This window comes from Leifsonia sp. NPDC080035, from assembly GCF_040050925.1.
Classification (GTDB): domain Bacteria; phylum Actinomycetota; class Actinomycetes; order Actinomycetales; family Microbacteriaceae; genus Leifsonia.
Genome location: NZ_CP157390.1, coordinates 1,794,836 through 1,818,997 on the forward strand (window position 1 = coordinate 1,794,836; position 24,162 = coordinate 1,818,997).

25 protein-coding genes and 1 tRNA gene are annotated in these 24,162 nt (G+C 66.8%); 20 read left to right on the top strand and 6 right to left on the bottom strand.

All coding sequences use genetic code 11. The features are described 5' to 3' along the window. Positions 1 to 53 precede the first annotated feature (53 nt). Complete coding sequence (locus AAME72_RS08780) at positions 54 to 425, top strand: VOC family protein (RefSeq protein WP_348789859.1); 372 nt, start codon at positions 54 to 56, stop codon at positions 423 to 425. A 69-nt stretch (positions 426 to 494) separates the two neighbouring features. Next, positions 495 to 923 (top strand): DUF4190 domain-containing protein, encoded by a 429-nt coding sequence (locus AAME72_RS08785; RefSeq protein WP_348789860.1) that lies wholly within the window; start codon positions 495 to 497, stop codon positions 921 to 923. 314 nt (positions 924 to 1,237) lie between these two features. Here AAME72_RS08785 and AAME72_RS08790 read toward each other — a convergent pair whose 3' ends face one another. Beyond that, entirely contained in the window at positions 1,238 to 1,387 is a 150-nt protein-coding gene (locus AAME72_RS08790; protein ID WP_348789861.1) for a hypothetical protein, read from the bottom strand. Positions 1,388 to 1,599: 212 nt separating this feature from the next. Between AAME72_RS08790 and AAME72_RS08795 the strand changes: the two genes are divergently transcribed. The 5 genes from AAME72_RS08795 to AAME72_RS08815 all read left to right on the top strand — a co-directional run bounded on the left by AAME72_RS08795 (position 1,600) and on the right by AAME72_RS08815 (position 5,054). Further along, a complete protein-coding gene (locus tag AAME72_RS08795; RefSeq protein WP_348789862.1) occupies positions 1,600 to 2,346 on the top strand; it encodes a hypothetical protein in 747 nt (248 codons plus the stop codon). 156 nt (positions 2,347 to 2,502) lie between these two features. Continuing rightward, positions 2,503 to 2,979: a hypothetical protein gene (locus tag AAME72_RS08800; protein WP_348789863.1), complete on the top strand. Its 477-nt coding sequence runs from the start codon at positions 2,503 to 2,505 to the stop codon at positions 2,977 to 2,979. 224 nt (positions 2,980 to 3,203) lie between these two features. Further along, complete coding sequence (locus AAME72_RS08805; RefSeq protein WP_348789864.1) at positions 3,204 to 3,536, top strand: hypothetical protein; 333 nt, start codon at positions 3,204 to 3,206, stop codon at positions 3,534 to 3,536. Beyond that, positions 3,533 to 3,847, top strand: a complete 315-nt coding sequence (locus AAME72_RS08810; protein ID WP_348789865.1) for a hypothetical protein — start codon at positions 3,533 to 3,535, stop codon at positions 3,845 to 3,847. The genes AAME72_RS08805 and AAME72_RS08810 overlap by 4 nt, the downstream gene beginning before the upstream one ends. A 46-nt stretch (positions 3,848 to 3,893) precedes the next feature. Beyond that, the gene (locus AAME72_RS08815) at positions 3,894 to 5,054 is read left to right on the top strand and encodes an aminotransferase class I/II-fold pyridoxal phosphate-dependent enzyme (RefSeq protein ID WP_348789866.1); all 1,161 of its coding nucleotides are present in this window, start codon (positions 3,894 to 3,896) and stop codon (positions 5,052 to 5,054) included. Here AAME72_RS08815 and AAME72_RS08820 read toward each other — a convergent pair. From AAME72_RS08820 to AAME72_RS08830, 3 genes are all read right to left on the bottom strand, one after another. Next, positions 5,041 to 6,075 carry a putative sulfate exporter family transporter gene (locus AAME72_RS08820; protein ID WP_348789867.1) on the bottom strand — a complete coding sequence of 345 codons (1,035 nt, stop codon included), beginning with the start codon at positions 6,073 to 6,075 and terminating at the stop codon, positions 5,041 to 5,043. The genes AAME72_RS08815 and AAME72_RS08820 overlap by 14 nt on opposite strands. 169 nt (positions 6,076 to 6,244) lie before the next feature. After that, on the bottom strand, positions 6,245 to 6,871 hold the full coding sequence (locus AAME72_RS08825) for an NAD(P)-binding domain-containing protein (protein ID WP_348789868.1): 627 nt from the start codon (positions 6,869 to 6,871) through the stop codon (positions 6,245 to 6,247). 5 nt (positions 6,872 to 6,876) lie between these two features. Beyond that, positions 6,877 to 7,692 carry a DeoR/GlpR family DNA-binding transcription regulator gene (locus tag AAME72_RS08830; RefSeq protein ID WP_348789869.1) on the bottom strand — a complete coding sequence of 272 codons (816 nt, stop codon included), beginning with the start codon at positions 7,690 to 7,692 and terminating at the stop codon, positions 6,877 to 6,879. A 111-nt stretch (positions 7,693 to 7,803) separates the two neighbouring features. Here AAME72_RS08830 and AAME72_RS08835 point away from each other — a divergent pair, with 111 nt between their 5' ends. From AAME72_RS08835 to AAME72_RS08865, 7 genes are all read left to right on the top strand, one after another. Next, a complete protein-coding gene (locus AAME72_RS08835) occupies positions 7,804 to 9,117 on the top strand; it encodes an alpha-glucosidase/alpha-galactosidase (protein WP_348789870.1) in 1,314 nt (437 codons plus the stop codon). Further along, a complete protein-coding gene (locus tag AAME72_RS08840; RefSeq protein WP_348789871.1) occupies positions 9,114 to 9,977 on the top strand; it encodes a class II fructose-bisphosphate aldolase in 864 nt (287 codons plus the stop codon). Before AAME72_RS08835 ends, AAME72_RS08840 begins: the two co-directional genes overlap by 4 nt. A gap of 131 nt (positions 9,978 to 10,108) precedes the next feature. Further along, complete coding sequence (locus tag AAME72_RS08845) at positions 10,109 to 10,990, top strand: SIS domain-containing protein (RefSeq protein WP_348789872.1); 882 nt, start codon at positions 10,109 to 10,111, stop codon at positions 10,988 to 10,990. 48 nt (positions 10,991 to 11,038) lie between these two features. Continuing rightward, entirely contained in the window at positions 11,039 to 12,355 is a 1,317-nt protein-coding gene (locus tag AAME72_RS08850) for an ABC transporter substrate-binding protein (protein ID WP_348789873.1), read from the top strand. 9 nt (positions 12,356 to 12,364) lie between these two features. Beyond that, the gene (locus AAME72_RS08855; RefSeq protein ID WP_348789874.1) at positions 12,365 to 13,318 is read left to right on the top strand and encodes a sugar ABC transporter permease; all 954 of its coding nucleotides are present in this window, start codon (positions 12,365 to 12,367) and stop codon (positions 13,316 to 13,318) included. Then, complete coding sequence (locus AAME72_RS08860) at positions 13,318 to 14,205, top strand: carbohydrate ABC transporter permease (protein WP_348789875.1); 888 nt, start codon at positions 13,318 to 13,320, stop codon at positions 14,203 to 14,205. The genes AAME72_RS08855 and AAME72_RS08860 overlap by 1 nt, the downstream gene beginning before the upstream one ends. Then, the gene (locus AAME72_RS08865; protein ID WP_348789876.1) at positions 14,202 to 15,167 is read left to right on the top strand and encodes a PfkB family carbohydrate kinase; all 966 of its coding nucleotides are present in this window, start codon (positions 14,202 to 14,204) and stop codon (positions 15,165 to 15,167) included. Before AAME72_RS08860 ends, AAME72_RS08865 begins: the two co-directional genes overlap by 4 nt. A 129-nt stretch (positions 15,168 to 15,296) precedes the next feature. Here AAME72_RS08865 and mraY read toward each other — a convergent pair whose 3' ends face one another. Further along, complete coding sequence (mraY, locus tag AAME72_RS08870; protein WP_348789877.1) at positions 15,297 to 16,397, bottom strand: phospho-N-acetylmuramoyl-pentapeptide-transferase; 1,101 nt, start codon at positions 16,395 to 16,397, stop codon at positions 15,297 to 15,299. Between the two features lie 109 nt (positions 16,398 to 16,506). Between mraY and AAME72_RS08875 the strand changes: the two genes are divergently transcribed. The 6 genes from AAME72_RS08875 (at position 16,507) to AAME72_RS08900 (ending at position 23,523) form a co-directional block, all read left to right on the top strand. Beyond that, entirely contained in the window at positions 16,507 to 17,142 is a 636-nt protein-coding gene (locus AAME72_RS08875; RefSeq protein WP_348789878.1) for a DUF2510 domain-containing protein, read from the top strand. Between the two features lie 89 nt (positions 17,143 to 17,231). Beyond that, a tRNA-Ser gene (locus AAME72_RS08880) sits at positions 17,232 to 17,320 on the top strand. Between the two features lie 115 nt (positions 17,321 to 17,435). Next, positions 17,436 to 17,765: a hypothetical protein gene (locus AAME72_RS08885; protein WP_348789879.1), complete on the top strand. Its 330-nt coding sequence runs from the start codon at positions 17,436 to 17,438 to the stop codon at positions 17,763 to 17,765. Positions 17,766 to 18,272: 507 nt separating this feature from the next. Next, positions 18,273 to 20,102 (top strand): DNA cytosine methyltransferase, encoded by a 1,830-nt coding sequence (locus tag AAME72_RS08890; protein WP_348789880.1) that lies wholly within the window; start codon positions 18,273 to 18,275, stop codon positions 20,100 to 20,102. Then, complete coding sequence (locus tag AAME72_RS08895; RefSeq protein ID WP_348789881.1) at positions 20,099 to 22,423, top strand: ATP-binding protein; 2,325 nt, start codon at positions 20,099 to 20,101, stop codon at positions 22,421 to 22,423. The genes AAME72_RS08890 and AAME72_RS08895 overlap by 4 nt, the downstream gene beginning before the upstream one ends. Further along, positions 22,423 to 23,523 (top strand): hypothetical protein, encoded by a 1,101-nt coding sequence (locus AAME72_RS08900; RefSeq protein WP_348789882.1) that lies wholly within the window; start codon positions 22,423 to 22,425, stop codon positions 23,521 to 23,523. The genes AAME72_RS08895 and AAME72_RS08900 overlap by 1 nt, the downstream gene beginning before the upstream one ends. A 245-nt stretch (positions 23,524 to 23,768) precedes the next feature. Here AAME72_RS08900 and AAME72_RS08905 read toward each other — a convergent pair whose 3' ends face one another. After that, entirely contained in the window at positions 23,769 to 24,134 is a 366-nt protein-coding gene (locus AAME72_RS08905; protein WP_348789883.1) for a hypothetical protein, read from the bottom strand. Positions 24,135 to 24,162 lie beyond the last annotated feature (28 nt).

A 24,162-nucleotide genomic window follows, 5' to 3' on the forward strand; every position in this document is an offset into this window, starting at 1 on the left:
GGACGGGGACGAAGCTGGACGCATCCATCCCGCACCCCGACCAGGAGGTCCGCATGTCTTTCGCATCCATCCGCATCATCACCGACGACGTCGACCGGCTCGTCGCCTTCTACGAGCGCGTCACCGGCCAGACCGCCACCCGCCCTGCCCCGGTCTTCGCGCAGTTCGACGGCCTCGGCGCAACGCTCGCGATCGCGAGCCCCGCCACCGTGGCGATGCTGGGCGACGCGGTGATCCCGGCCGCCAACCGCTCGGTCATCGTGGAGTTCGAGGTGGAGGACGTGGACGCCGAGTTCGCGCGCCTCGCCGCCGACCCGTCGGAGATCGTCCTGCCGCCCTCGACGATGCCGTGGGGCAACCGCTCCGCGCTGCTCCGCGACCCCGACGGGAACGTGGTCAACCTGTTCAGCCGTCCGCGGGCGTGACCGGTACGCGGGACCGTCCGGCTCGCCGCTCCCAGTCATCAGGCGGGCGTCCCCCTATGCTGGCGTGCGATGACCAGTCAGCCTCCCTCGCCGAGCGTCCCGCCCGTCGGGCCGACGCCTCCGCCGCAGTACGCCCCCTACGCGCAGACTCCGTACCCACCACAGGTGTACGCGGCTCCGCCGAGCCGCCCGGGCCGCGTGCTCGGCATCGTCGGCTTCGTGCTGTCGTTCGTCTTCCCGCTCGACATCGCGGGCCTCGTCCTGTCGATCATCGCGATGGTGCAGTCCCGGCGCGCCGGTCAGAAGAACGGCTTCGCGCTCGCGGGCATCATCATCGCCTCCGTCGGCATCCTTTTCTGCGCCGCCATCCTCGCCCTGCTCATCCCGCCCCTGATCGAGGTGGCACAGACGTGCGCCCGGCTCGGCACCGGAGTCCACGAGGTCGGCAACGCGGTCTACACCTGCACCCCGACCTCGGTGCGCAAGAGCTGGCACTGAGCGTCGCGCGGCAGCAAGGAGTCAGAGGAGGACGCGGAGATCATGGACGAGGACGACACGGTTGAGCCGGTGTTCGGCGGCGGCACGGAGCCGCCCGCGACTCGAAGGGCGCCATTGTGATCGTCGCCTTCGGCCGGTCTATCGCGCACTAGCTTGCGCGGATCGTCCCCCAGAAGAACGTCCGGAAGGTCCGTACGTTCGGTCATCCACGATGGGCGGCAACGACGGCACGATCCACCTGCCGAAAGGATCGAAGTGATCAAGAGAACGTTCGCCGAAGAGTTCCGCCCGTGAAGCAGGGCTGGGAGCATCCCTCACTGGCACACCTTCTCCTTGAGGAGAGTTATGTACTCGACTTCGCCCTGCATCCAGACCGATTGGTGTTTGCCGTCGATTTCGCGCTCGGTAGTGAACATCCAGCGTTTGAAGGGGCTCGTGCCGATGAAGCCTACGATTTTCGTCATGGGCAGCTGATCTTCGTTGGGCTCCGCTCATGTGAGTGGTCAAGCGGGGGTCAGGTACCTAGTCGCGACCCTGACGGCACCATGGATTGGGACTCCTTCTATTCCGTCACCTGGGACGGTGAAAGTGACAGTTGGCGGATCGAGGGAGGCTTCGGGCTACTCGCATTCACCACCTCCGCGGTTGATGTGCGCTTGGATGCTAGGCGCAGGCCATGATGTCCTCCGGCCTCTCAGAGCAGAGGAAGAAAGCCTTCCTTACCGCGTCGGAGAATGACCTGCGCGAGGCATTGCTGACGTTTCTGGACCGCTTCGTCGCCCATGCCGGCGACGATCCAGCGCAACTCTGGTCCGACACGCAGGTGTCTCCGAACTGGGGGACCGGCGATCCCGCCGTCTGGGGAGACTGGTTGGATGCGCTGTGGGACGCCGTAGATGGGCCGACGTCCATTGGAAAGCATCCCGACAGCGATCGGATGGACGTCACATACGGGGGCGAAGCCTACGAGGCCGACACTCGCGAGCTCGCGAGGTCGAGATTCCTGCCCATCGCCGAGAAGTCCGCGCCAGCGTTCGCCGTGCGAGGCGAATTCGATGAAGTGACGGGTTATGCAGCCTCGATGGAATTCATCGACCGGTGGTACCGGGAGAAAGGCGAGACGATCGAAGTGCTGACCCGTGAATTGAAAGCGAACGCCGAGCCGCTGTGGGATCGCGAGATGGCCAAGTGGCGGCGCCTCGCGAGTGAAGAGTGGCAGGTGGGAGGCCGCCGCATCGCGACAGACGAGCCAGGGCTGCTTCGAGCGCGAATCGTCTTCGCCGACGGGACGCAGACGGAAGTAAGCCTCGGCCGCTTCGCCGATGAACGCATCGCGGACCGGGCATGGCCCGCAATGGCCCGATTCGTCGACCTCGTCAGGGGCCAGCGCTTCCGGAGCGGCGAGGATGACGAAAGACGCTAAGCGATCGAATCCCTCTGCCGAAAGGATCGAAGTGATAAAGCGAATGTTCGCCGACGAGTTTCTCATCGAGGGCCTTCGCGACGATTTGGATCCATCATGGGCAGCGGCTCGAATCACTCAACGGCCGAGGGGACCGCTTTCGGAAATCTACGAGACATGGACGTTCGCGGAGACGATCAAATGGTAGAGCAACGCGTCAGCCGCGGCGCAAAGCGTTTCGGCATCGCGCTTGGCATCCTCGCGGTTCTTTGTCTCGCTGGGTGTACCCCCGGCCTGAGATCGGCAGACGTTCCCGGTGACTGGATCCACCAGGGTACAGATGCGCAGGGCGCACAGATGAGGCTTGAAGCCGACGGGCACGCCTCCGGGAGCGGATTGCCACCCTACGTGCTTTTTGCCGGCCCCAACGAACTCGATCCACAGCGCAGATACAGCTTCGAGGGGATGTGGAAGCTTCGGGGAAACCACGTCGAATTGGACCTGACGCAGGTCACGGTTGGTGGCCTCACGAAAAGCTCCGCCTCGAGCCAACTGCTGTACACCACCGGATCTGGTGACTCCTTGGCCCTATATGTTCCGCTTGGCGACCCGGACGACAGCCCGAGCTTCACGTTCGTTCGAGATCACCGCTAAGTCGAAGCTGCACGGGAAGTCGCCCCAGCCCTTCGATGCCTGCAGTGTCCTGCGCCCGAGATTCCGGCTCAAAGGAGCGAAGACCGCCGGCGTACTCCTGAAACTCGCCGGGCAGACGCTTCTCGACGGTCGTATCGGCGCGTTGGTATCCGCGATCACTCCAGTAACGACACCATCGACATCAGGACGGACAGCAACAAGATCCACCTGCCGAAGGGATCGAAATGATGAAGAGAACATTCGCCGAAGAGTTCCTCTTCGAGGGCACTCTGCTCTTGCTCGAGGGCAAGATCGAGGCGATCGAATACGTGGACGGCGGGTGGAAGCGCAGAGCGGGGGATCCCGGACAGATCGCGATCGAAATGGCGCGGGGATGGCTGGAGGTGTGGCCGACGGGAAACCCGACGCCGGGAGCGCTGGGCTGGTTGCGGAACACTCCTCTCGGTGATGAGACAGCGCGCGCGAGTGAAGCAAGGGGGCGAATGACACTCTCTCCGGGTGAAGCCCTGCTGGCGACGCAAACCTGCTCGCAGACGGACCTCAGACGGTCCCGATGAACGACACGCTCGCCTTCGGCGGCCCTTTCATGATCGTGGCCGCCATCGCGTGCCCGCTCGTCGCTGCCATCCTGCTCGTCGCCTTCCGCCGGCCGATTGCGCGGTGGCTCGCGGGGATCGTTCCCCAGAAGAACGTGCGGAAGGTCCGTGCCGCGGTCCTCGTCGCGGCACTGGCGGTCGCCGCGTTCGTGGCGGGATGGATTCTCGCCGTCCTCGTGCCCGGTGCGCCGCCGCCCCTGTCGCTCTCGGTGCTCGGGGTCGCTGCGCTGGCGTGGCTTGTCGCCTGGGCGCTGCTCGCCAACGAGCAGTGACAGTGGCCCCTGGCAGAATCGAGGGACACGATCGGAGGGGACCCACATGGCGGTGCGTGCGGACGAGATGGCGGTGCTTCGGCGCCGGACGAGCGAGAAGTGGCGCACGTACCCCGAGGACGTCCTGCCCATGTTCGTGGCCGAGATGGACTTCCCGCTCGCGCCCGCGATCCGCTCCGCCCTGCACCAGGCGGTCGATGACGGCGACACCGGCTACGTCGACGGCAACGACATCGGGCTGCGCAGCGCGTTCGCCGCTTTCGCGGAGGCACGCTGGGGCTGGTCGCCGTCGCCCGAGCGGATGGGCATCACGACGGATGTCAGCGTCGTCATCGTCGAGTCCCTGCGCCGGCTGACCTCGCCGGGGGACGGCGTCATCATCACGCCGCCGGTGTACCCGCCGTTCTTCGACCTCATCCCGGAGGCGGGCGCGACGGTCGTCGAGGTGCCGCTGCTCGACGACGGCGAGCAGTACGCCCTCGACCTCGACGGCATCGAGGCGGCGATGGCGGCGGGCGCGCGCGGCGTCCTGCTCTGCAACCCGCACAACCCGCTGGGGCTCGTGCACTCCCGGGAGGCGCTCGAGGCGCTCTCGGAGATCGTCGAGCGGCACGGCGGGTTCGTCGTCAGCGACGAGATCCACGCGCCGCTCACCCACCGCGGACGCACGTTCACGCCGTACCTGAGCGTGTCCGACGCCGCCAGGGAGCACGGGATCGCCGCCGAGTCCGGCTCGAAGGCGTTCAACCTGGCCGGGCTCAAGTCCGCGATGTTCGTCGCGGAGGGTGAGCGGATGACCGAGCTGATCCGGTCCCTCCCGGAGGAGGTCACCTTCCGCACCGGACTGTTCGGGATGCTCGCCGCCCGCGAGGGATTCGCTGCCGGGCTCGACTGGCTGGACGACGTGGTCGCCGCCGTCGAACAGAACTTCGCCATCCTGCGGCGCGAACTCGACGCGCGCCTGCCGGACGCCCGGCTGCGACCGGCGGGCGCGAGCTACCTGGCGTGGCTCGACCTGTCCGCGCTCGGCTGGGGCGACGACCCGGCCGCGGAGCTGGTCGGCGCGGCGAAGGTCGCTCTGGCGAACGGTCCCGCCTTCGGGACACAGGGGCTCGGCTTCGCGCGCATGAACCTGGCGTGCGCACCCGAGACCGTGGTCGAGGCGGTGGCGCGCATCGCCCGCGCTACCGAGCTCACGCGCCGCTGACCGCGATTACGACCAGGCTGGTGACCGCCACCAGCGTGGACAGCGTCGCGCCGAGCAGCAGCGGCCGCCACCCCGCGCGGCGGATCGCCGCGATGTCGGTGGAGAGCCCGATGCCCGCAAGCGCGACCGACACCAGGAACACGCTCGCCGTCACCAGCCCGTCGTGCGCCGCGGCCGGGATGGGCACGAAGGTGTTCCCGACGGCCACCACCAGGAACCCGACCAGGAACCACGGGACCAGGCCCGCGATCCGACGCGCGGTCAGCGGTCCGCCCGCGGACCGATGCCGGTGCTCGACGATCGCGAGCGTCACGCTGATCGGGATGATCATGAGCGTCCGGACGAGCTTCACCACCACCGCGAACCCGAGCGCCGACGTCGCGAACAGGCTCGCCGCGGCGACCACCGAGCTGGTGTCGTTGACCGCGGTGCCCGCGAACAGGCCGAACGTGTGCGGATCCATCCCGAGCGCGTGGCCGAGGAACGGGAAGACCAGCACGGCGATCGCATTGAACAGGAAGATCGTGGAGACGGCGTAGGCGATCTCCGCGCTCGTCGCGCCGATGATCGGCGAGACGGCCGCGATCGCGGATGCGCCGCAGATCCCGGTCCCGACGCCGATGAGGGTGCGCTCGCGCGCGGGGATGCGCAGTGCGCGGCCGAGCAGCCACGCGGCGAGCAGGCACACTGCGAGCGACGACAGCATCACCGGCAGCGACCCGAGCCCGACGACCAGGATGCTCGACAGCGACAGCTGCACGCCGAGCAGCACCACCGCGAGCTGGAGCAGGAACCTCCCCGAGTAGGCGACGCCCGGCACGACGCGGCCGCGGGGCCGCCGGATCATGGCGACGAGTACACCGATGACGAGGGCAGGGAGCGCGCTGCCGAGCGCGGGGACCATCCGGCCGACGCCGGTGGCGACCAGCGCGATCCCGGCCGTCAGGGCGACGCCGGGCGCCACCTCCACGCCGCGGCGGGTCAGACGGGCGGGCAGCGTGCGGAGGGGGAGTGCATCCATTCCATCGAGCCTGGTCGCTCGGCCGCCGCAGCGGTACGCCGGATGCGTTGTGCCGTCACAAGCTGCGCTTGTGGCTGCGTGCCGCGTTCATTTCGCGCAAATGGCGGTTATGACGCGCTCGTGACCGACATTTGCCGCACATGTTCGGCGGCGGGAGGCGCGCCGCGGGTCAGGCGGGCGAGAAGCGCACCGCGACCGCGTCGGCGAAGCCGCGGGCGGTGAGGGCGACCTCGAAGCCGGCCACCGCCTCCAGGTGGCGCGACATGCGCAGCGGCCCCGCGTCCAGCGGGTCGGTGCCGATCGAGCGGGCGAGGTCCATGACGAGGGACTTCGCCGCCTCGTCGTCGGAGGCGACGAACGTCTGCGGCGCGGGCGCGCCGGCCGGTGCGGGAAGCGCGAGCAGCTCGGCGTAGACGGTGTTGAACGCCTTGACCACGCGGGCGGAGGGCGCCGCTTCCGCGATGCGCTCGGCGAGCGACGGCCCGCCCGCGAGCCGGCTCTCCCAGTGCGGGGGATCGAGCGGGTTGCCGAGGTCGATGAGCACTGCTCCCGCAAGCAGGTCGCGAAGCCCGGCGACCGTCTCGATGGCGACCGGGTCGTGCACCGCGACGACAACGACCTCGCACGAGGCCGCCACCCGGTGATCGGCGCCGGTGACGCTTGCGCCCATCCCCGCGGCCACCTCCTCCGCGCGCCGCGCATCCCTGCTGCCGACCACGACCTCGTAACCCGCTGCGGCCAGCCGCGCCCCGATGGCGCGCGTCATCGGCCCGCTGCCGAGGAAGCCGACGCGCATCCCGGTTACTCCTCGTCGGCGAGGACGATCTGGACGCCCGCCTCGCGCAGCTTCTCCAGCTCGGCCGGGTCGGCGCTGGAGTCGGTGATCAGCATCTCCACCTGTCCCACCTCCGCCATCTGCGCGAGCGCGACGTTCCCGATCTTGGAGCCGTCCGCCACCACCACCGTGCGCTGCGCCTTCGCGACCATCGCGCGGTTGGTGCGCGCCTCCGTCTCGTCGTGCGTCGTCACACCCGCGGTCGCGCTGATGCCGTCCGCGCCGAGGATCGCTGTGCCGACGTTGACCGCGTTGAACGTGCTCTCCGCGAGCGCCCCCACCAGCTCCAGCGACTGCGGGCGCAGGAACCCGCCGGTCATCGCCACGCGCACGCCCGCGTAGCCGGAGAGCAGGTTCGCGATCGTGAGCGAGTTGGTGACGACGGTGATGTCGCGGTGGTTGGCGAGCGCGCGGGCGACGCTCGCGGTCGTCGTCCCACCGCTCAGCGCGACGACGTAGCGCTCGGAGGGGAGGCGGCGCACCATCGCCCGCGCGATCGAGCGCTTTGCCTCCTGGAAGCGGGTGTCCCGCAGCGCGACGGGGATCTCGCGGCCGCGCTCCAGGGCGGAGGCGCCCCCGTGGGTGCGCACGATGAGGTTCTGGTCGGCGAGGTCGGAGAGGTCACGGCGGGCGGTCGCCGCCGAGATGCCGAGCTCGTCGGAGATCTCGGCGAGGGCGACGGTGCCGCGCTCCGAGACCAGGTCGAGGATCGCGACCAGGCGCTCCGCACGCCGGCCGGTGGTGACGCGAGCGATCAGTGATTCGGTTGTCGGTGAGAGCATTGCGGCCCCTTTCGCCGGTCGGACCGCGAAGTGATCAATCAATGTGATCACTTTAGTCGCGATTCGCTCATTCTGTTGCGCAGAGTTGACACAGTACCGCAGGATCGCAGCATGCCACAGATCGTTTTCTTGGGAGCGGGGAGCGTCGTCTTCACCCGCCAGCTGCTCGCCGACCTGTTCCGTTTCGACGACCTGCCCACCCTGCGCATCGTCCTCCACGACATCGACGCCGAGCGGCTCGCGGTCGCCGAGGGCACCGCCCGTCAGGTCGCCGCGCGATTCGGCAGGGACGCCGACATCGCCGCCACGCTCGACCGCCGCGAGGCCCTCACCGGCGCGGACTTCGTGATCAACATGATCCAGGTGGGCGGCATCGACGCCACCCGCGTCGACCTCGAAGTGCCCGCGGCCGCCGGCCTCCTCCAGACGATCGGCGACACCACCGGCGTCGGCGGCGTCTTCCGGGGCCTGCGCACCTTCCCGGTCCTGAGCGGCATCGCCGCCGACATGACCGAGCTCTGCCCGGACGCCTGGTTCCTCAACTACACCAACCCGATGGCGATGAACGTCTGGTGGATGTCCGTCGTCGCGCCCGGCATCAAGACCGTCGGCCTCTGCCACAGCGTCTACTGGACGGTGCACGACCTCTGCGAGCTGATCGGCGTCCCGATGGAGGGCACCCACTACCGCGCCGCCGGCGTGAACCACCAGGCGTGGCTCGTCGAATGGTCGCGCGACGGCCAGGACCTCTACCCGCTGCTGCGCGAGGCGATCGAGAAGGACCCCGAGCTGCTGCGCCGCGTGCGTGTCGAGATCTTCCGCCGCATCGGCTTCTACCCGACCGAGACCAGCGAGCACTCCTCCGAGTACCTCGACTGGTTCCTGCGATCGCCCGAGCAGATCGAGCGCTTCCGCCTGAACCCGCTGGAGTACATCGGCATCTCCGAGGAGAACGTGGCCGAGTTCGAGCACGCGAAGGCGGCGCTCGCGGCGGGCGACGACCTGGAGCTGGAGGAGGGCGCCGCCGAGTACGCGCCGCAGGTCATCCACTCGATCCTCACCGGAACCGAGCGCGTCATCCACGCGAACGTCGTCAACCGCGGCCTCATCGACAACCTGCCGCAGGGCGCGGTCGTCGAGGTGCCGAGCCGGGTGGATGCGGACGGCGTGCACCCGCTGCCGTTCGGCTCCATCCCGGTGCAGGGCGCCGCCCTCAACCGCACCTACCTCTCGGTCGCGGAGCTCGCGATCGAGGCCGCACGCACCGGAGACCCGGAGCTCGTGCGGCGGGCCGTGCTCACCGACCCGAACGCGTCGTCGTCGCTGACCCCTGAGCAGATCTGGGCGCTCTGCGACGAGCTGACCGCCCGGCACGCCCACCTGCTGCCGATCGCGCTCGGCGGGACGCTGGAGACGGCCGAGTGAGCCTGCGGCCCACCGCGGAACTCGTCGCCGCAGCGCATTCCGCCGGCCAGGCGCTCGGCGCCTTCAACGTGCTCTCGCTCGACCACGCCGAGGCGGTCGCCGCCGGTGCCGCCACCGCAGGCGCCCCCGCGCTGCTGCAGCTGAGCCAGAACGCCATCGCGTTCCGGGGCGGCCCGGAGCCGCTGCTCGCCGCCTGCCGCGAGATCGCCGCCGCGTCGGCCGCGCCGCTCGGCATCCACCTCGACCACATCGAGGACAGGGCGCTGGTCGAGCGCATCCTCGCCCGCGCGGAGGACCTCGGCGTCGGCTCGATCATGTTCGACGCCTCAACGCTCGAGTACGACGACAACGTCGCGGCGACCCGCGAGGTCGTCAAGCGCGCGCACGACGCGGGCGTCTGGGTGGAGGCGGAGCTCGGCGAGATCGGCGGGAAGGACGGCGCCCACGCGCCCGGCGTCCGCACCGACCCCGCGGAAGCCGTTGCGTTCGTGGAGGCGACGGGCGTGGATGCGCTCGCCGTCGCGGTGGGCAGCTCGCACGCCATGCTCGACCGCTCCGCGCGGCTCGACATCCCGCTCATCGAGCGGCTGGCCGCGGCGGTGCCGGTGCCCCTGGTGCTGCACGGCTCCTCCGGCGTCCCCGACGAGGAGATCGCCCGTGCCGTCGCCGCCGGGATCCGCAAGGTGAACGTCGGCACCGCCCTCAACATCGCCTGGACGGCGGCGCTGCGCGAGCAGCTCGCCGAGCAGCCGGACGCCGTGGACCCGCGGAAGTACACGCGGGCGCCGCGGGCCGCGATCGCCGATCTCGTCGCCGCGTTCTGCGGCGTCGTCTCGCCGGCGACCGCATCCACCCGGTAGCAAACACGCAAACAATCAACCTCGCTGAGCGATATGCGCATATCGATTGTCAATCGCTCAACGGCAACCAAGGATAGAGCCAGCGCGCGGCGGAAGCGTCGCACTGCCTCATGACCCACAGGAGCACCTCCGTGACACTCACCTCCCGCGAGATCGCCAGCCAGCCGGACATCTGGCGCACCGCCCTCGAGACCCGCACCGAGCAGGCCGACGCGCTGCTCGCCCTCCCCGGCTCGCGCGTCCTCGTGCTCGGCTGCGGAACCTCCGCCTTCCTCGCCGAGTCGTACGCCGCCCTGCGCGAGCGCGCCGGCTTCGGGATGACCGACGCCGCCTACGCCTCCGAGCCGTGGACGTGGCGCGACTACGACGCCGTCGTGCTGCTCAGCCGCTCCGGCACCACCACCGAGGTGATCGACGCGCTGGACGTCATCCCCGAGGGCGTACGGACCATCGCCGTCACCGGCGTCGCCGACTCGCCGGTCGCGGCCCGCGCGGACGACGTGCTGCTGCTCGACTTCGCCGACGAGAAGTCCGTGGTGCAGACTCGGTTCCCCACCACCTTCCTGCTGCTCGCCCGGCACGCGCTCGGTGAGGACGTCTCCGGCCTCCCGGCCGAGGCCGCCGCCCGCCTCGAGGCCCCGCTCGACATCGACACCGCAGCCCTCTCGCACTTCGTCTACCTCGGGAGCGGCTGGACCTACGGGCTCGCACAGGAGGCGGCGCTCAAGATCCGCGAGGCCGCCCAGGCCTGGTCGGAGTCCTACCCGGCGCTCGACTACCGCCACGGACCCCTGGCCGTCGCCGATGAGCGCTCGATCGTGTGGATCCTCGGCGCCGTCGAGCCCAGCCTGGTGTCGGACATCGAGCGCACCGGCGCCCTCGTCCGCACCTCCACCGGCGACCCGCTTGTCGAGCTCGCCGACGCGCAGCGCCTCGCCGTCGCGATCGCCGAGCAGCGCGGACTCGACCCCGACAACCCGCGCCACCTGACGCGGTCGATCGTGCTCGGCTGACCCCAGGCCGGGCGAACCCCACCCAGTACCCGAGAAGAGGAAACGACGATGAGGTCCACATTCCGAAAGCGGATGCTCCGCACGACCGGCGCCGTCGCGGCCGCGGCCGTCCTGGCCGCGCTCGCCGGCTGCAGCGGCTCGCAGGGCGCGACGACGCTCGACACCAAGGCGAAGGTGACCATCCAGGTCTGGTCCGGTCAGGCGGACGCGGCCGAGAAGATCATCGAGTCGCTCGGCAAGGAGTTCGAGAAGCTCCACCCGAATGTGACGGTCGACCTCTCTCCGGGCGCATCCTCCACCGACCAGCTGCTGCAGAAGCTGTCCGCCGGGTTCGCCGGCGACCAGTACCCGGACATGTCGTACGCGTTCGGGTCCTGGGCGGGGCAGCTGGAGTCGACCGGCCGCACCCTCGACATCACGGATGAGGTGAAGAAGCCCGACGTCAAGTGGGACGAGTTCACCGAGGCCGCCCGCGGCACCGCGCAGCCGAGCGGCAAGAAGACGATCGGCTTCCCGGCCGTCGTCGACAACATCGGCCTGCTCTACAACAAGACGCTGTTCGACAAGGCCGGACTCTCCTACCCGACGGCCGACTGGACGTGGGACGACTTCCGCGCCGCCGCGAAGAAGCTCACGGACACCGCGAACCACATCTACGGGTACGGCTACTCGGTCTCCGGCAGCGAGGAGACCACCTGGCAGTTCTGGCCGCACCTGTGGCAGAACGGCGGCCGCATCCTGAACGAGGATGCGACGAAGGCCGAGTTCGCCTCGCAGGCCGGCGTCGACGCGCTGACCTTCCTGCGCTCGATGGCCGTCGACGACAAGAGCGTTTACCTCGACCAGACCGACACCAAGTTCGGCCAGCTGTTCACCAGCAACCGCATCGGGATGATCACCTCCGGCCCCTGGCAGCTTTCGGACCTCAAGACCGGCGGCACCGACTACGGCGTGGTGCAGCTGCCCGGCACGAACGGCGACCACCAGACCGCATCCGGCCCGGACATCTGGGCACTGTTCGACCACAAGGACAAGAACCGCGCGTACTGGGCGACCCAGTTCGCCGAGTGGCTCACCTCTGCCGCCCAGGACGAGCGCTTCAACGTCGCCCTCGGCAACCTGCCGCTGCGTTCCTCCTCCGCGGACTCGGAGGCCGTGAAGAAGGAGGCGGCGGAGTACCCGGGCTACGACGTGTTCGTCGCCAACTCCGCGAACGTCAAGAACACCCGACCGACCACCACCGGCTACGCCGGCCTCTCGGTGGCGATCGGCAAGTCCATCTCCTCGGTGCTGCAGGGCGACGGCGAGCCCAAGGCGGCCCTCGAGCAGGCGGCCGGCCAGGCCGACACGGCCCTCAAGAAGTAGCCGCCGCCGATGGCAGACAACATCGCACCGACGCTCGGCCGACCGGGCGCGTCCGCCGACGCGTCCCGGTCGCGCCGGACGCGCCGCCGCCAGGGCGTCCTCTCCTCCCTGACCGGCTGGGGGTTCGTCGCCCCGGCGACCATCATCATCCTCGGGCTCTCGATCTTCCCCGCGCTCTGGGCGTTCGTGCTCTCCTTCCAGAGCTGGGACGGGTTCAGCGACCCCACCTGGGTCGGCGGCGAGAACTACGCGAACCTGATGACGGACGCGGACTTCGGCAACGCCGTGCTCAACACGATCGGCTTCACCCTGCTGTTCGTGCCGGCGTCCGTGCTGCTCGGCCTGTTCCTCGCCGTCGCGCTGAACCGCCGGATCCGCTGGATGGGCTTCTACCGCACGGCGATCTTCGTGCCGTTCGTGGCCTCCGCCGCCTCCACGGGCATCCTGTCGACGTACCTGTTCAGCCCGCAGTTCGGCCTGGTCAACAACATCCTGCGCGTGCTGCACCTGCCGCAGCAGGGCTGGCTGGACGACCCCAAGCAGGCGATGCTCGTGATCGCGATCATGTCGCTGTGGGGCTCGGCCGCGTTCACGACGGTCATCTACCTGGCGGCGCTGCAGGACGTCCCCGCCGACCTGATCGAGGCGGCGCGCATCGATGGCGCCAACCGCTGGCAGACCTTCTGGCGGATCGTCTGGCCGCAGCTCGCCCCGGTCACCGTGTTCGTCGGCATCTGGCAGACGATCCAGGCCATCCAGCTCTTCGACCTCGTCTACACGACGACGCGCGGCGGCCCTCTGGACGCGACGAAGACGATCGTCTACTTCCTCTACGACAAGGCGTTCCACGCCCTGGAGTTCGGCTACGGGTCGGCCGCCGCCTACGTGCTGTTCGCGGTCACCCTGCTCATCACGATCGGCGTCGTCGTCTTCCAGCGGCGCCGGGGCTCGGAGGCGTTCTGATGGCCACGGTTCTCGACGAGGTCTCGCAGGCCTCCACGCAGGTCGCGCGGGAGACGGGGGATCGGCCCGGCAAGCGCACCCGGCTGAGCGGCTGGCACTTCGTGCTGTTCCCGATCGCGATCCTGTTCCTGGTGCCGTTCCTGCAGATGGCGCTCGCGTCGTTCTCGCCGGCCAAGGAGCTGGTCGCGTTCCCGCCGCCGTTCATCCCGTCGCACTTCACCCTCGACGGCTACATCAAGCTGTTCGGTCAGACCGACATCCTGCTCTGGCTCGGCAACACGGTGATCGTCTCGGCGACCGCCATCGTCTCGAACATCGTGCTGTGCTCGCTTGCCGGCTACGGGTTCGCGCGGCTGCGGTTCCGTGGCCGCAACTTCGGCTTCCTGATGATCCTCGCGACCATCATGATCCCGACGCAGCTGCTGATGATCCCGACCTACATCCTGTTCGCGAAGCTCGGCCTGCTGAACGGCCTGGGCGCGGCGATCGTGCCGTGGCTGGCGACCGCGTTCGGCATCTTCCTGATGCGGCAGTTCTTCCTCTCCCTCCCGGCGGAGCTGGAGGAGGCCGGGGCGATCGACGGCTGCAACCGCTGGCAGATCTTCTTCCGCATCGTGCTGCCGCTGGCCCGGCCGGCGCTCGCGACGCTGGCGATCTTCACCCTGCTCGGCGCGTGGAACGACCTGGTCTGGCCGCTCATCGCGATCAACAACCAGTCGGCGTTCACGCTGCAGCTGGGCATCGCGAACTTCCAGGGCGCGCACCAGACCGACTGGAGCCTGATCATGGCGGGCAACGTGATCGCCACGCTGCCGCTGATCCTGTTCTTCCTGTTCGCGCAGCGCCAGTTCATCGCGACCATGACATTCTCCGGACTGAAGGGATGACCGGCATCGACGCCTCCGACAACCGTGTGGATGTGCTGGTGGTGGGGGACGCGAACCCCGACCTGCTGCTGACCGGGGACACGGTGCCGCGGTTCGGTCAGGCCGAGCAGCTGCTCGACGCGGCGGACCTGCTGCTCGGCGGCAGCGCGGCGATCGTCGCCTGCGGCCTCGCCCGGCTCGGGATGCGCACCGCGCTCGCCGCGGTGGTCGGCGACGACCAGTTCGGCGTGTTCGTGCGCGGCCGGCTGACCGACGGGGGAGTGCTGGACCGCGAGGTGCGGACGAGCAGGACGCTGCCGACCGGCATCTCGGTCGTGCTGTCCGAGCCGTCCGACCGCGCCATCCTCACGCTGCCCGGCACCATCCCGACCCTGACCGCTGGCGCGGTGCGGGGCGCGGTGGACCGGCTGCGCCCCCGTCACGTGCACGTCGCCTCCTACTTCCTGCAGCCGGGGCTGGCCGCGGACCTGCCGGTGCTGCTCGCCGAGCTGGCGGCCGAGGGGATCACCGTGAGCCTCGACACCAACTGGGACCCGGCCGAGCGCTGGTCGGGGCTCACCGAGGTGCTCTCGCGCGTGGACGTCTTCCTGCCGAACCGCGAGGAGGCGCTGGCGATCGGGTCCGCCGTCCTCGGCCGGGGCACGAAGGACCTGGACGAGGCCTCCTGCGCGCTCTCCGCTCTCGGCTGCCGTGTGGTGGTCAAGGCGGGCGCGGAGGGCGGCATCGTCTACGAGGACGGCGCCCGCGTCGCGTCCGCCCCGGGCCTCGTCGTGGACGTGGTGGACACCACCGGCGCCGGCGACAGCTTCGACGCCGGCTACCTCGCCGCATCCCTGCGCGGTGTCGAGAGCGAGGAGGAGCGGCTGCGCTGGGCGGCGGTCGCGGGCTCCCTCTCGGTGCGCGGCCGCGGCGGCACCGGCGCCCAGGCGACGCTCGCGGAGCTCGCCGGCGTCCTCGCCTGACGCCCGGCGTCCCTGCCCCGCCCCTGGCGTCGAACGGTCGCGACACGCCGCCTCGCCCGCTCCCACGCGGCGTGTCGCGACCGCTCAACCGCTCCGAGGCCGAGGCCGGGGGCGGGCCGGGCAGCGCGGTCAGCCGAGGCCGAAGAAGAAGATGCCGAGGCCGAGCGCGGCCGAGATGCCGGCGACGATCCAGAACCTCACGACGATCGTCACCTCCCGCCAGTTCATCAGCTCGAAGGTGTGGTGGATGGGCGTCATCAGGAACAGCCGCCGGCCGCGGGTCGCCTTGAAGAACGCGCGCTGCAGGATGACAGACCCGGCCTCGATGACGAAGAGGCCGCCGATCAGGATGAGCAGCAGCTCCGTGCGGGTCTCGATGGCGAGGGCGCAGAGCGCACCGCCGAGGCCGAGCGCGCCGGTGTCGCCCATGATGATCTTCGCCGGGTTGGTGTTCCACCAGAGGAACCCGATGAGCGCCCCGCAGATGGAGGCGGCCACGATCGCGAGCGAGAGCGGGTCGGCCGTCGTGTAGCAGCGGCTGAGTCCCTCCATCGGCGACCCGACCGAGCAGCTCTGGCTGAACTGCCAGAAGCCGATGAAGACGTAGGCGCCGATGGAGATGACGGACGCGCCCGTGGCAAGGCCGTCGAGCCCGTCGGCGAGGTTGACGCCGTTCGTCGTCGCCGCCGCGAGCACGTTGACCCAGAGGATGTAGAGGACGATCCCGACGATCGGAACGCCGGTGGCGATCCGCGCGAGGTCGAGCGCGGGGACGTCGCGGATGGTGGAGATCGCCGTGGACGCCGCCGTCTCGCCGTCGGCATTCGGGATCGTGATCGCGAGGATCGCGTACAGGGTGCCGACGACCAGCTGCCCGGCCACCTTCGACCAGCCGCCGAGCCCGAGGCTGCGCTGGTTGCGCACCTTGAGGTAGTCGTCGACGAACCCGACCGCGCCCATCCCGACCAGCATCAGCAGCACCAGGAGCGCGGAGGGAGTGATCCCCTCGCCACCGCTCAGGATGCCCGCGGTGAAGAAGCCGAACAGTGTCGCGAGGATGAAGACGATGCCACCCATCGTCGGCGTCCCGCGCTTCACGTGGTGCGACTGGGGGCCGTCGTCCCGGATGAACTGGCCGAACTCGAGCTTCCGGAAGAGTCGGATGAAGGCCGGCGTCAGCGCCAGCGAGAAGACGAGCGCGAGCCCGCCCGCCGTTAGAAGAGTCCCCACCGAGCTATCGTGTCAGGCCGGAGCGCCCCGAGCCCAATCGCGGCTGGTGTGGGGTCGCAGCGCGTAGATTCGTGGGGGAGCGGTCTCGGCCGCGAAGAGCGGAGGAAGAATGGCAGCGACGCCCGGCTGGTACCAGGACCCGTACGGCGGCGCCGGCCTGCGCTGGTGGGACGGCGTCCAGTGGACGCAGCACGTCAGCACCCCGCAGACCGTCCGGCCCGCTGCGTACACGCCGCCGGTGCCTGCGCGCCGCCCGCTCCCGGACGGCACGCCGGTCTACACGCCCTGGATCTGGCTGGTGACGCTGCTCCCGCTGGTCAACGCGCTCGTGCTGCTCACCTACCGCCCGTACAGCGGCTACGCCCGGATGTTCGCCGACCCCGCGCATCCCGTCATCCCCGACACGCTCTCGCTGATGGGCGGCCCGGTGTTCCTCGTCGCCTCGATGCTCTCCTGGATCGTCGTTGCGGTGATCGTCGTCTTCGCTTGGCTGGACTACCGCGAGCTGACCCGCCGCGGCGTCGAGCGCCCGTTCCACTGGGCGTGGTCGTTCCTCGGCCCGATCGTGTACTCGATCGGCCGTTCGGTGGTGGTCCGCAAGGTCGCGGGCGGCCGCGGCGGCGCCCCGATCGCCGTCGCGATCGCGGTGCAGGTCGTGGTCGCCATCGCCGCGTTCGTGCTGGGGGCGATCATCTTCGCTTCGATGATGCAGGGCATCGGCGACGTGAGCGGCGTCGGCGCCTGAAACCCGTGGGGGCTCGTGGAGGTCCGTGGACGAACCCGCCGGTTTCGTCCGTTATGATGGCTGTCGTGCGTCCGTTCGCGGCCGCGCGAGGAGACGTCGCATAGTCAGGCCTAGTGCACCACCCTGCTAAGGTGGAGTCCCCGATAGGGGACCGAGGGTTCAAATCCCTCCGTCTCCGCCGATAAATGTGCTGGTTAGCGCTGGTTTTTCGACCACCGAATCGGTTAGCGCCCACAAAAGCCCCACGGCTGAATTCGTCGCGGCCTCATCGAGTCGTGCCGAAACGTCGTCCGGTGATCGTCGAAGCGGTCCGCGTCAATATCCACAGTCATCGCTCCCGAGGAGTGGCCGAGCATCTGTTGGATGGCATTCACGTCGGCGCCGGCCGACAGCGCGGGGCTCGCGGCTTTGTGTCAAAGATAGTGAAGCGTCATCTGCGGGATGCCAGCGGCGAGGCGTGCGGTCACGAACCAGGACCGCGACGCTATGCCTGCCCGAGTGCGCCGCAGTTACATGCCGGGCTTGTCGGCGACAACCAAGTCATCTGGGCTCTTGCCGTCGACCAGGGGACGCAGCGCCGGGGCGAGCAGGTGAGGGAACGGGAAGGTGCGGCGCTTATGTGACTTGGGTCGCCGGCTTCGATGACCCCGTCGACCTCGACCGCGTTCTCGGAGACGCGGATGCGCCGCCGTTCGAAGTCGATGCCTTTCACCCCGCCGGCCGACCATGTCGGCCGAGCGCAGGCCGGTGTAGCAGAGCAGGAGGAGGGTCGGCGCGCGGTCACCTGAAGCGTTGGCCAGGTCGTGGGCCTGCGGGTGCGTGAGGGAGATGTGCTCCTTTGGAATCTTGCGGGGCAGCTTGATTTCTCGGAAGGTCCGCACCATCGTCTTCGGCCACACAGCCGAGAATGTTCGCGCCAGCCTCGCCAAGGACGACACCGTCATCGTCAACGGCTACCTCGAGTTCCGCCAATATCGCCGATCACCCGGGGTTTCATTATCCGTCGCTGGCTGCCAGTAAGGTGATTCTCAAGATAGAGAGACGGCGCCTCAGCGCGTCGCGAGGGATTGCAGACATCGGTTGTGTTCTCCTGGAGGTGAACGCCGTAGACCAAGAAGGAGCGCAGAAGCGTGGCAACTTACGCAGTAAAGCTCGAGCGTTCGGCGCCCCTTGTATTGCCCCGCCATCAAGGAGCACCCGAGGAATCGGATTTCGCCGAGTGGTGTGCGTCCGAAAAGGAATCCGGGCGACCGCTTGCCGTCGATCTTTTTTCTGGAGCCGGAGGTCTCGGTGCAGGAGTGGAGGCTGCTGGCTGGACTGTTGTCGCAGCCGTGGATCACGACAAGGCGGCCCTTGAGACTCATCGTGCGAACTTCCGCGGGCAAGCTCTCGAAGTGGACATGTCCGATCCCGAGCAGGTTGGCAAGCTGATAGAGAAGCTCGGTCCGATTGGTGTGGACCTCGTCGCCGGAGGGCCGCCGTGCCAACCTTTTAGCAGAGCTGGCCGGGCCAAGATTCGTAGCCTCGTGGAAGACGGCGTCCGAAATCCGGTGGACGCTCGGAAGGAACTGTGGCGATCGTTCATAGATGTCGTCTTGGCGCTTGGGCCAAGGGCGGTACTTATGGAAAATGTTCCTGACATGGCCATTGGTGATGACTTAAAAGTGATTCGCGAGATCGCCGGTCTCCTCGAGGACGCAGGGTACTGGGTGGATTACCGACTCCTGGACGCATGGAAACATGGTGTGCCGCAGCACCGGAAGAGGTTCATCCTTCAAGCGCGCCGCGATGGCGTCTTGCCAGCATGGCCGACGCCAAGCGAGGACAAGCCAACCGTCCGCCACGCGATCGAAGACCTTCCCCGTTTGAACGGAACCACAGGGGGACGAGTACTCCCCTATACAGGCGTGCCGAGCAACAACTTGGCAAGAATGCTGCGCGATCCAGGCGCAGAGCCGGTCATTCACGACCACATGACGCGCCCGGTGCGCGACGATGACCTAGAAGCGTTTGAGTTGATGACGGCGTCTACTCTCTACTCCGATCTGCCTGCCCATCTCAAGCGTTACCGGTCGGACACCTTCACGGACAAGTACAAACGGCTCGATTGGGATGATCTGAGTCGAACTATTACCGCACACATTGCCAAGGATGGGTACTGGTATATCCATCCTTCCGAACACCGCACCCTGACGGTCCGGGAGGCTGCGCGGATTCAGACATTCCCTGACAGTTTCCGGTTTGCGGGCACTCGAAGCGATGCGTTCAGACAGATCGGGAACGCGGTTCCCCCGCTCCTCGGCCGGGTAGTCGCGGAGATGATCCTTCCTCTTTCAGCGCCTAAGTCTGGACCCGCCCCGCTGCTTGCGATGCGGGAGCGTCTAGTCCATTGGGCGATGAACCGTAGGCGTCACGCATGGTGGCTTTACCCTGGCCCCGAAATGACCGCCGCGTGCGCCGGAATTGCGTCTCTTTTTGATGTCCACCGCCTTCCTCGAGATGCCGCGGCGGCGATCATGGACCCTCTACGAGGTGCCCAGAATCTAACCTTCGATTCTCTTCAGCATGTCGAAGTGCATTCACTGAGCGCCACTAGGAAGCGAGTTCTTCGGGAGTTCCGAGAGGAGCTGCGCAAAGGCGGCTCCGTGGACTGGACGCCGCTGCTCTTGGCGCGCCTTGGGCCGGCACAGCAGAAGCTGTTTGCGCTCCTAAGGGGGAGCAATGAGCTGATTGTGAATGCCCATGTCGGCAAGGTCGTTGCACTACTGATGGATTTGCCGGAGGGTCAGACAGGCCTCTATACCGACATCAAGGTCGCTCTCGCGCAGTTGGTCGCTGGTGGTGCGGATGCGGCGCTCCGAATGAGCGCACTACGAGGAATCACGGTCTCGGAGGCTCGCGCGCATATAAAAAGCGGTGCGGCAACCAGTTCGCCACAGCTCGAGGAGATTGCGTCGTGACGGTTGTTCCCGCGAAGGATGCGTCCGGAGCACCAGACGGAAGGGGTGCGCTACGACCGCGCGCAAGGCTGCTCCGAACTCTCGGAAACGACCTAATCAGTAGCGACAAGGTTGCACTGATCGAATTGGTCAAGAATTCGTACGACGCTGACGCCACTGCCGTCCTCATTCGATTTCATGGACCTTTGTCTCGAGGTGCTGGGCGCATCGAGGTTCTGGACGATGGGCATGGAATGGATGTCGGCACCTTGCAGACCTCTTGGTTAGACATCGCCACCGATACGAAGCGTCGCAAGCCTAAGAGCGAGAACGGGCGTCGCGTACTGGGCGAAAAGGGCATCGGGCGCCTTGCCGCGGCAAGGCTCGGTAACGAGCTCCTATTAGTTACGCGTCGCGCCGGTGTCGAGGAAGTGCAGCTGCTGATCGATTGGACTCAGTTCGATCGCGATGAGGCATATCTGGATGAGATTGAAGTCGCATGGGAGGTCGGCCTTCCGGAGGTATTCGCTGGCCAGGGCAGAGCCAATGAGTACTTCTCGAAAGCCAAGATCAAAGAATGGAACCGAGGTCGAGGTACTCTCCTCCAGATCGAGAAGCTCACCCACGAGTGGAGTCAAAAGGACTTCGTTGAACTGCGCACCGCGCTAACTAGGCTGATCCGGCCTCGGCCCACCATCCTGTTCGGTTCAGCCGAAGGGGATGCCAGCCACGAGGAAGCGGAAGTCGCTGAGGCGGATACTGCAGACGCTCCGACTAGCGAAGGATCGAAGGATGGGAGCAGCGGGCCGAGCGGCTTCCATATCTTCATCGAGCTTATTGACGTACCTGAGGACATGCAGCGTTTCGAAGGAGCAATCGACTCATCCGTCGATTTGAGCACGCCGCACTACCAGCTCAAAGGTTCGGTCGACTCGAACGGCTCTGCGCACTTGCATTACGTGCAGCAAGAACCGCCAGCGGATATTGAGTTGGAACCCAAAATGCTCTGGAACGACGATAGGCGCTCCCCTCAATCGGGCCCGTTTGATTTCGAAATCAACGTCTGGGATCGCGACAATGATGCGATCCAGCGCACGCTGATTGCTTCCCGTCCCGACGGCCAAAGCCCCTCTGCAAAGGAGCTAAAGGGCTTTCGCGAGACTCTCGACGACGTCGCCGGCGTCAGTATCTATAGAGATGGCTTCAGAGTCCTGCCGTTCGGTGAGTCGGGCGACGATTGGTTGGGGCTCGACCTCAGGCGAGTGCAAAGCCCGACTTTGCGTCTGTCGAACAATCAGATTGTGGGCCAGATCTTCATCGGCGCGGACACAAATCAGGGATTGCAAGACCAATCGAACCGCGAGGGTTTTCTAGCGGGCACCGCATATTCAGATCTGCAATCCCTTGTTCGGGCAGCCCTCAACGAGCTTGAGGGACGGCGGTATAAGGCCAGGCGGCCGGACGAAGCCCCAAAGGAAAAGAAGGGCGGCTTGTTCAAGCGCTTCGATCTTGGGGAGATCAGATCCGCGCTTGCCGCAAGCTACCCGGGCGACACGCGTCTCATCGGCCTAGTCGACGACAAGAACCGCGACATCCAAGAGGGTGTGACAGAGGTGCAACAAGTTCTGTCTCGATACTCGCGACTCGCGACGCTTGGGTCGCTCGTTGACCGAGTTCTGCACGATGGACGCACTGTGATCACGCGACTGAAGAACATTTCGAGGTTTGGCAAACGAGACTTGAGTAAGGCCGCGCTCACTGCGGAGGAGAAAGTTTCAGTCGCGCAGGGAGCGATGGAGCAGACCGCCGTGCAGGCGGATGTGCTTTCCACTCTCTTCAATCAGATCGAACCATTTGGCGGTCGAAAACGTGGACGACCGAAAGATGTTCACGTTCGTGACTTGCTCCAGAGTGCGGTCTCCATAATGCAGGTAGAAGCAGACGATCGCGGTGTCGCTGTTGAAGTAGTAGCGGACCAAGACTTTGTTACTCGACTTGACGAAGCCGAGGCGCTCACAGTGCTGGTGAACCTCATCCAGAACGCGATCTACTGGACTGCAACTCAACCGTCAGTTTCACAGCGAAAGGTCGTCGTTGACGCAAGAACCAATGCTGACCAGTCACTAACATTTACGGTCAGCGACTCCGGTCCGGGAGTGTCGGATGAGATCCGCGGGCAGATTTTTGATCCGTATTTCTCGAGCAAACCCGATGGCGTTGGGCTCGGCCTAAGCATCGTAGGGAACATGGTTGAGGACATCTACGGGGGCGAGCTGACTCTCGTTCAGGAAGGACCGCTCGACGGCGCCACCTTCGAAGCCACGTTCAGGAGACGTGTCTGATGGAAGTTGAGAGGGTCTGGCGAATCCTAGTGATCGAGGATGACGAGCAGCTCGCTGCGGATGCGCAGCGTGAGATCACTGACGCATTCGACGACAATCCGGACATCAATGTCCGTGTCGAATTCGAGACCGACTTCGACGCGGGTTTCGAGCGCGTCCTAAACGGCACGACAGACGTGGTTGTCCTCGACGTCAGGCGTGATACTCCGTCGTCAGCGCCGGAGGACGAAACCGCTGGCCACACTGTGTTCAAGGAAATCAGGGAAGCCCGGTTCGCGCCAGTTGTCTTCTGGACAGCCTTGCCGGAGCAAGTGGCGCATGAAGCGATGGTGCCCTTAGTCGCGGTTGTGAAAAAGGATGACATCGAACTGCTGCCGGCAGCGGTCGAAGCCGCTATCACCAGTCAGGCCGTCGAAACCATCGCAGATATAGAAAACCACGTAGCTTCGGTGCTTAACAAGCACATGTGGACCGAACTTGGCCCGCATTGGGCCGAGTACACGGATGGATTGGAACCCGGGACAGTCGCCCAAGTCCTCATCAGTCGTCTTGCGCGAATCCTCGAAGGCGACCGTGAGCAGTCCTTCACCGCACACCCGAGCCATCGTTACGTGTATCCACCGGTCTCCGATACGCGCGGGCCGGGGGACATCATGCTCGAGGGCGGACGAGATTGGTGGGTTGTCCTCACACCGGCATGCGATTTCGAGCAAAGCAAGCTTGAATTCGCTTTGTTGGCCCGCGCGGGCTCGCTCGAATCGCATCCCAAATACGCGAAGTGGGTCTCAGCTAAAGGGAAGGGCAATGCCGCGAAGGGCGAATGGAATGAGCTGGGCAAGGATGTCTTGATGGCCACTCAAGGCCGATATCGCTACCTTCCTGCGTTTCGTGACATTCCCGATCTGGTTATCGATTTGGAGAATGTGCGGTCAGTGGACGCGGACACGCTCCGAGGCATGGAACCGGTGGCCTCGCTCGTGAGTCCGTTCGCGGAATCGCTACTAGTCCAGAACAGTCAGTTCCGCGGACGCATTGGTGTTCCGGATCTTGATTCCGAGCTGATCAAGCAGCGCCTTGAGGCAGGGGCTGTTTCGGCATAGGCGTGTCCGCATGCTCCTAGGCTCAACGGACCGTGCCCGAGCACGCATGCCCTGATTCGTGCGCGCGGGTTTGGCCTGGCTGTGTATGCGATCCCAATTGAGATGAACATAGGTGGCGAAGCGATCACTATTCGCCAAAGCGACAGGCTGGGTATCCCGCTGCAGGTTGAAGGCCATACAGTCCTCCGTCTCGATGCTTCGCATCGATGCACCTCGAACACTGCCGGTGGGTACTTTGCCGTCGACTACTCGTCGTTCACCGTGCAGCCGACGTCTTCCTCGGCTCCGCCCTCACCTACGACTACTTCCGAAAGCCGGGCAGCCTGATTCCGTGCTCGTACATCAGTGTGCACGCGCATCGGGACGAAATCGTCACGGCGATGGTGCTCGCTGGAAAGCGCCACAAAGGGAAGTCCCGCGCGAAGCAGTTTGAAAAGAGGTCGGCGACGCCACCACACCGGCTTCGGCGCCAGTCCGGAGCGGACGTCGGGGTCGCTGAGCTGATCGAGAACGCGTGTCAGCGCAGCGGCGACGCCAGCATTCTGCGCAGGCGACAGACCGGCAACAGCTCGTACTCGCGCCTCGAGCTCGTCATCAGTGATCTTCGTCATGCAATCAACATGTCCGGAACCGCACCAT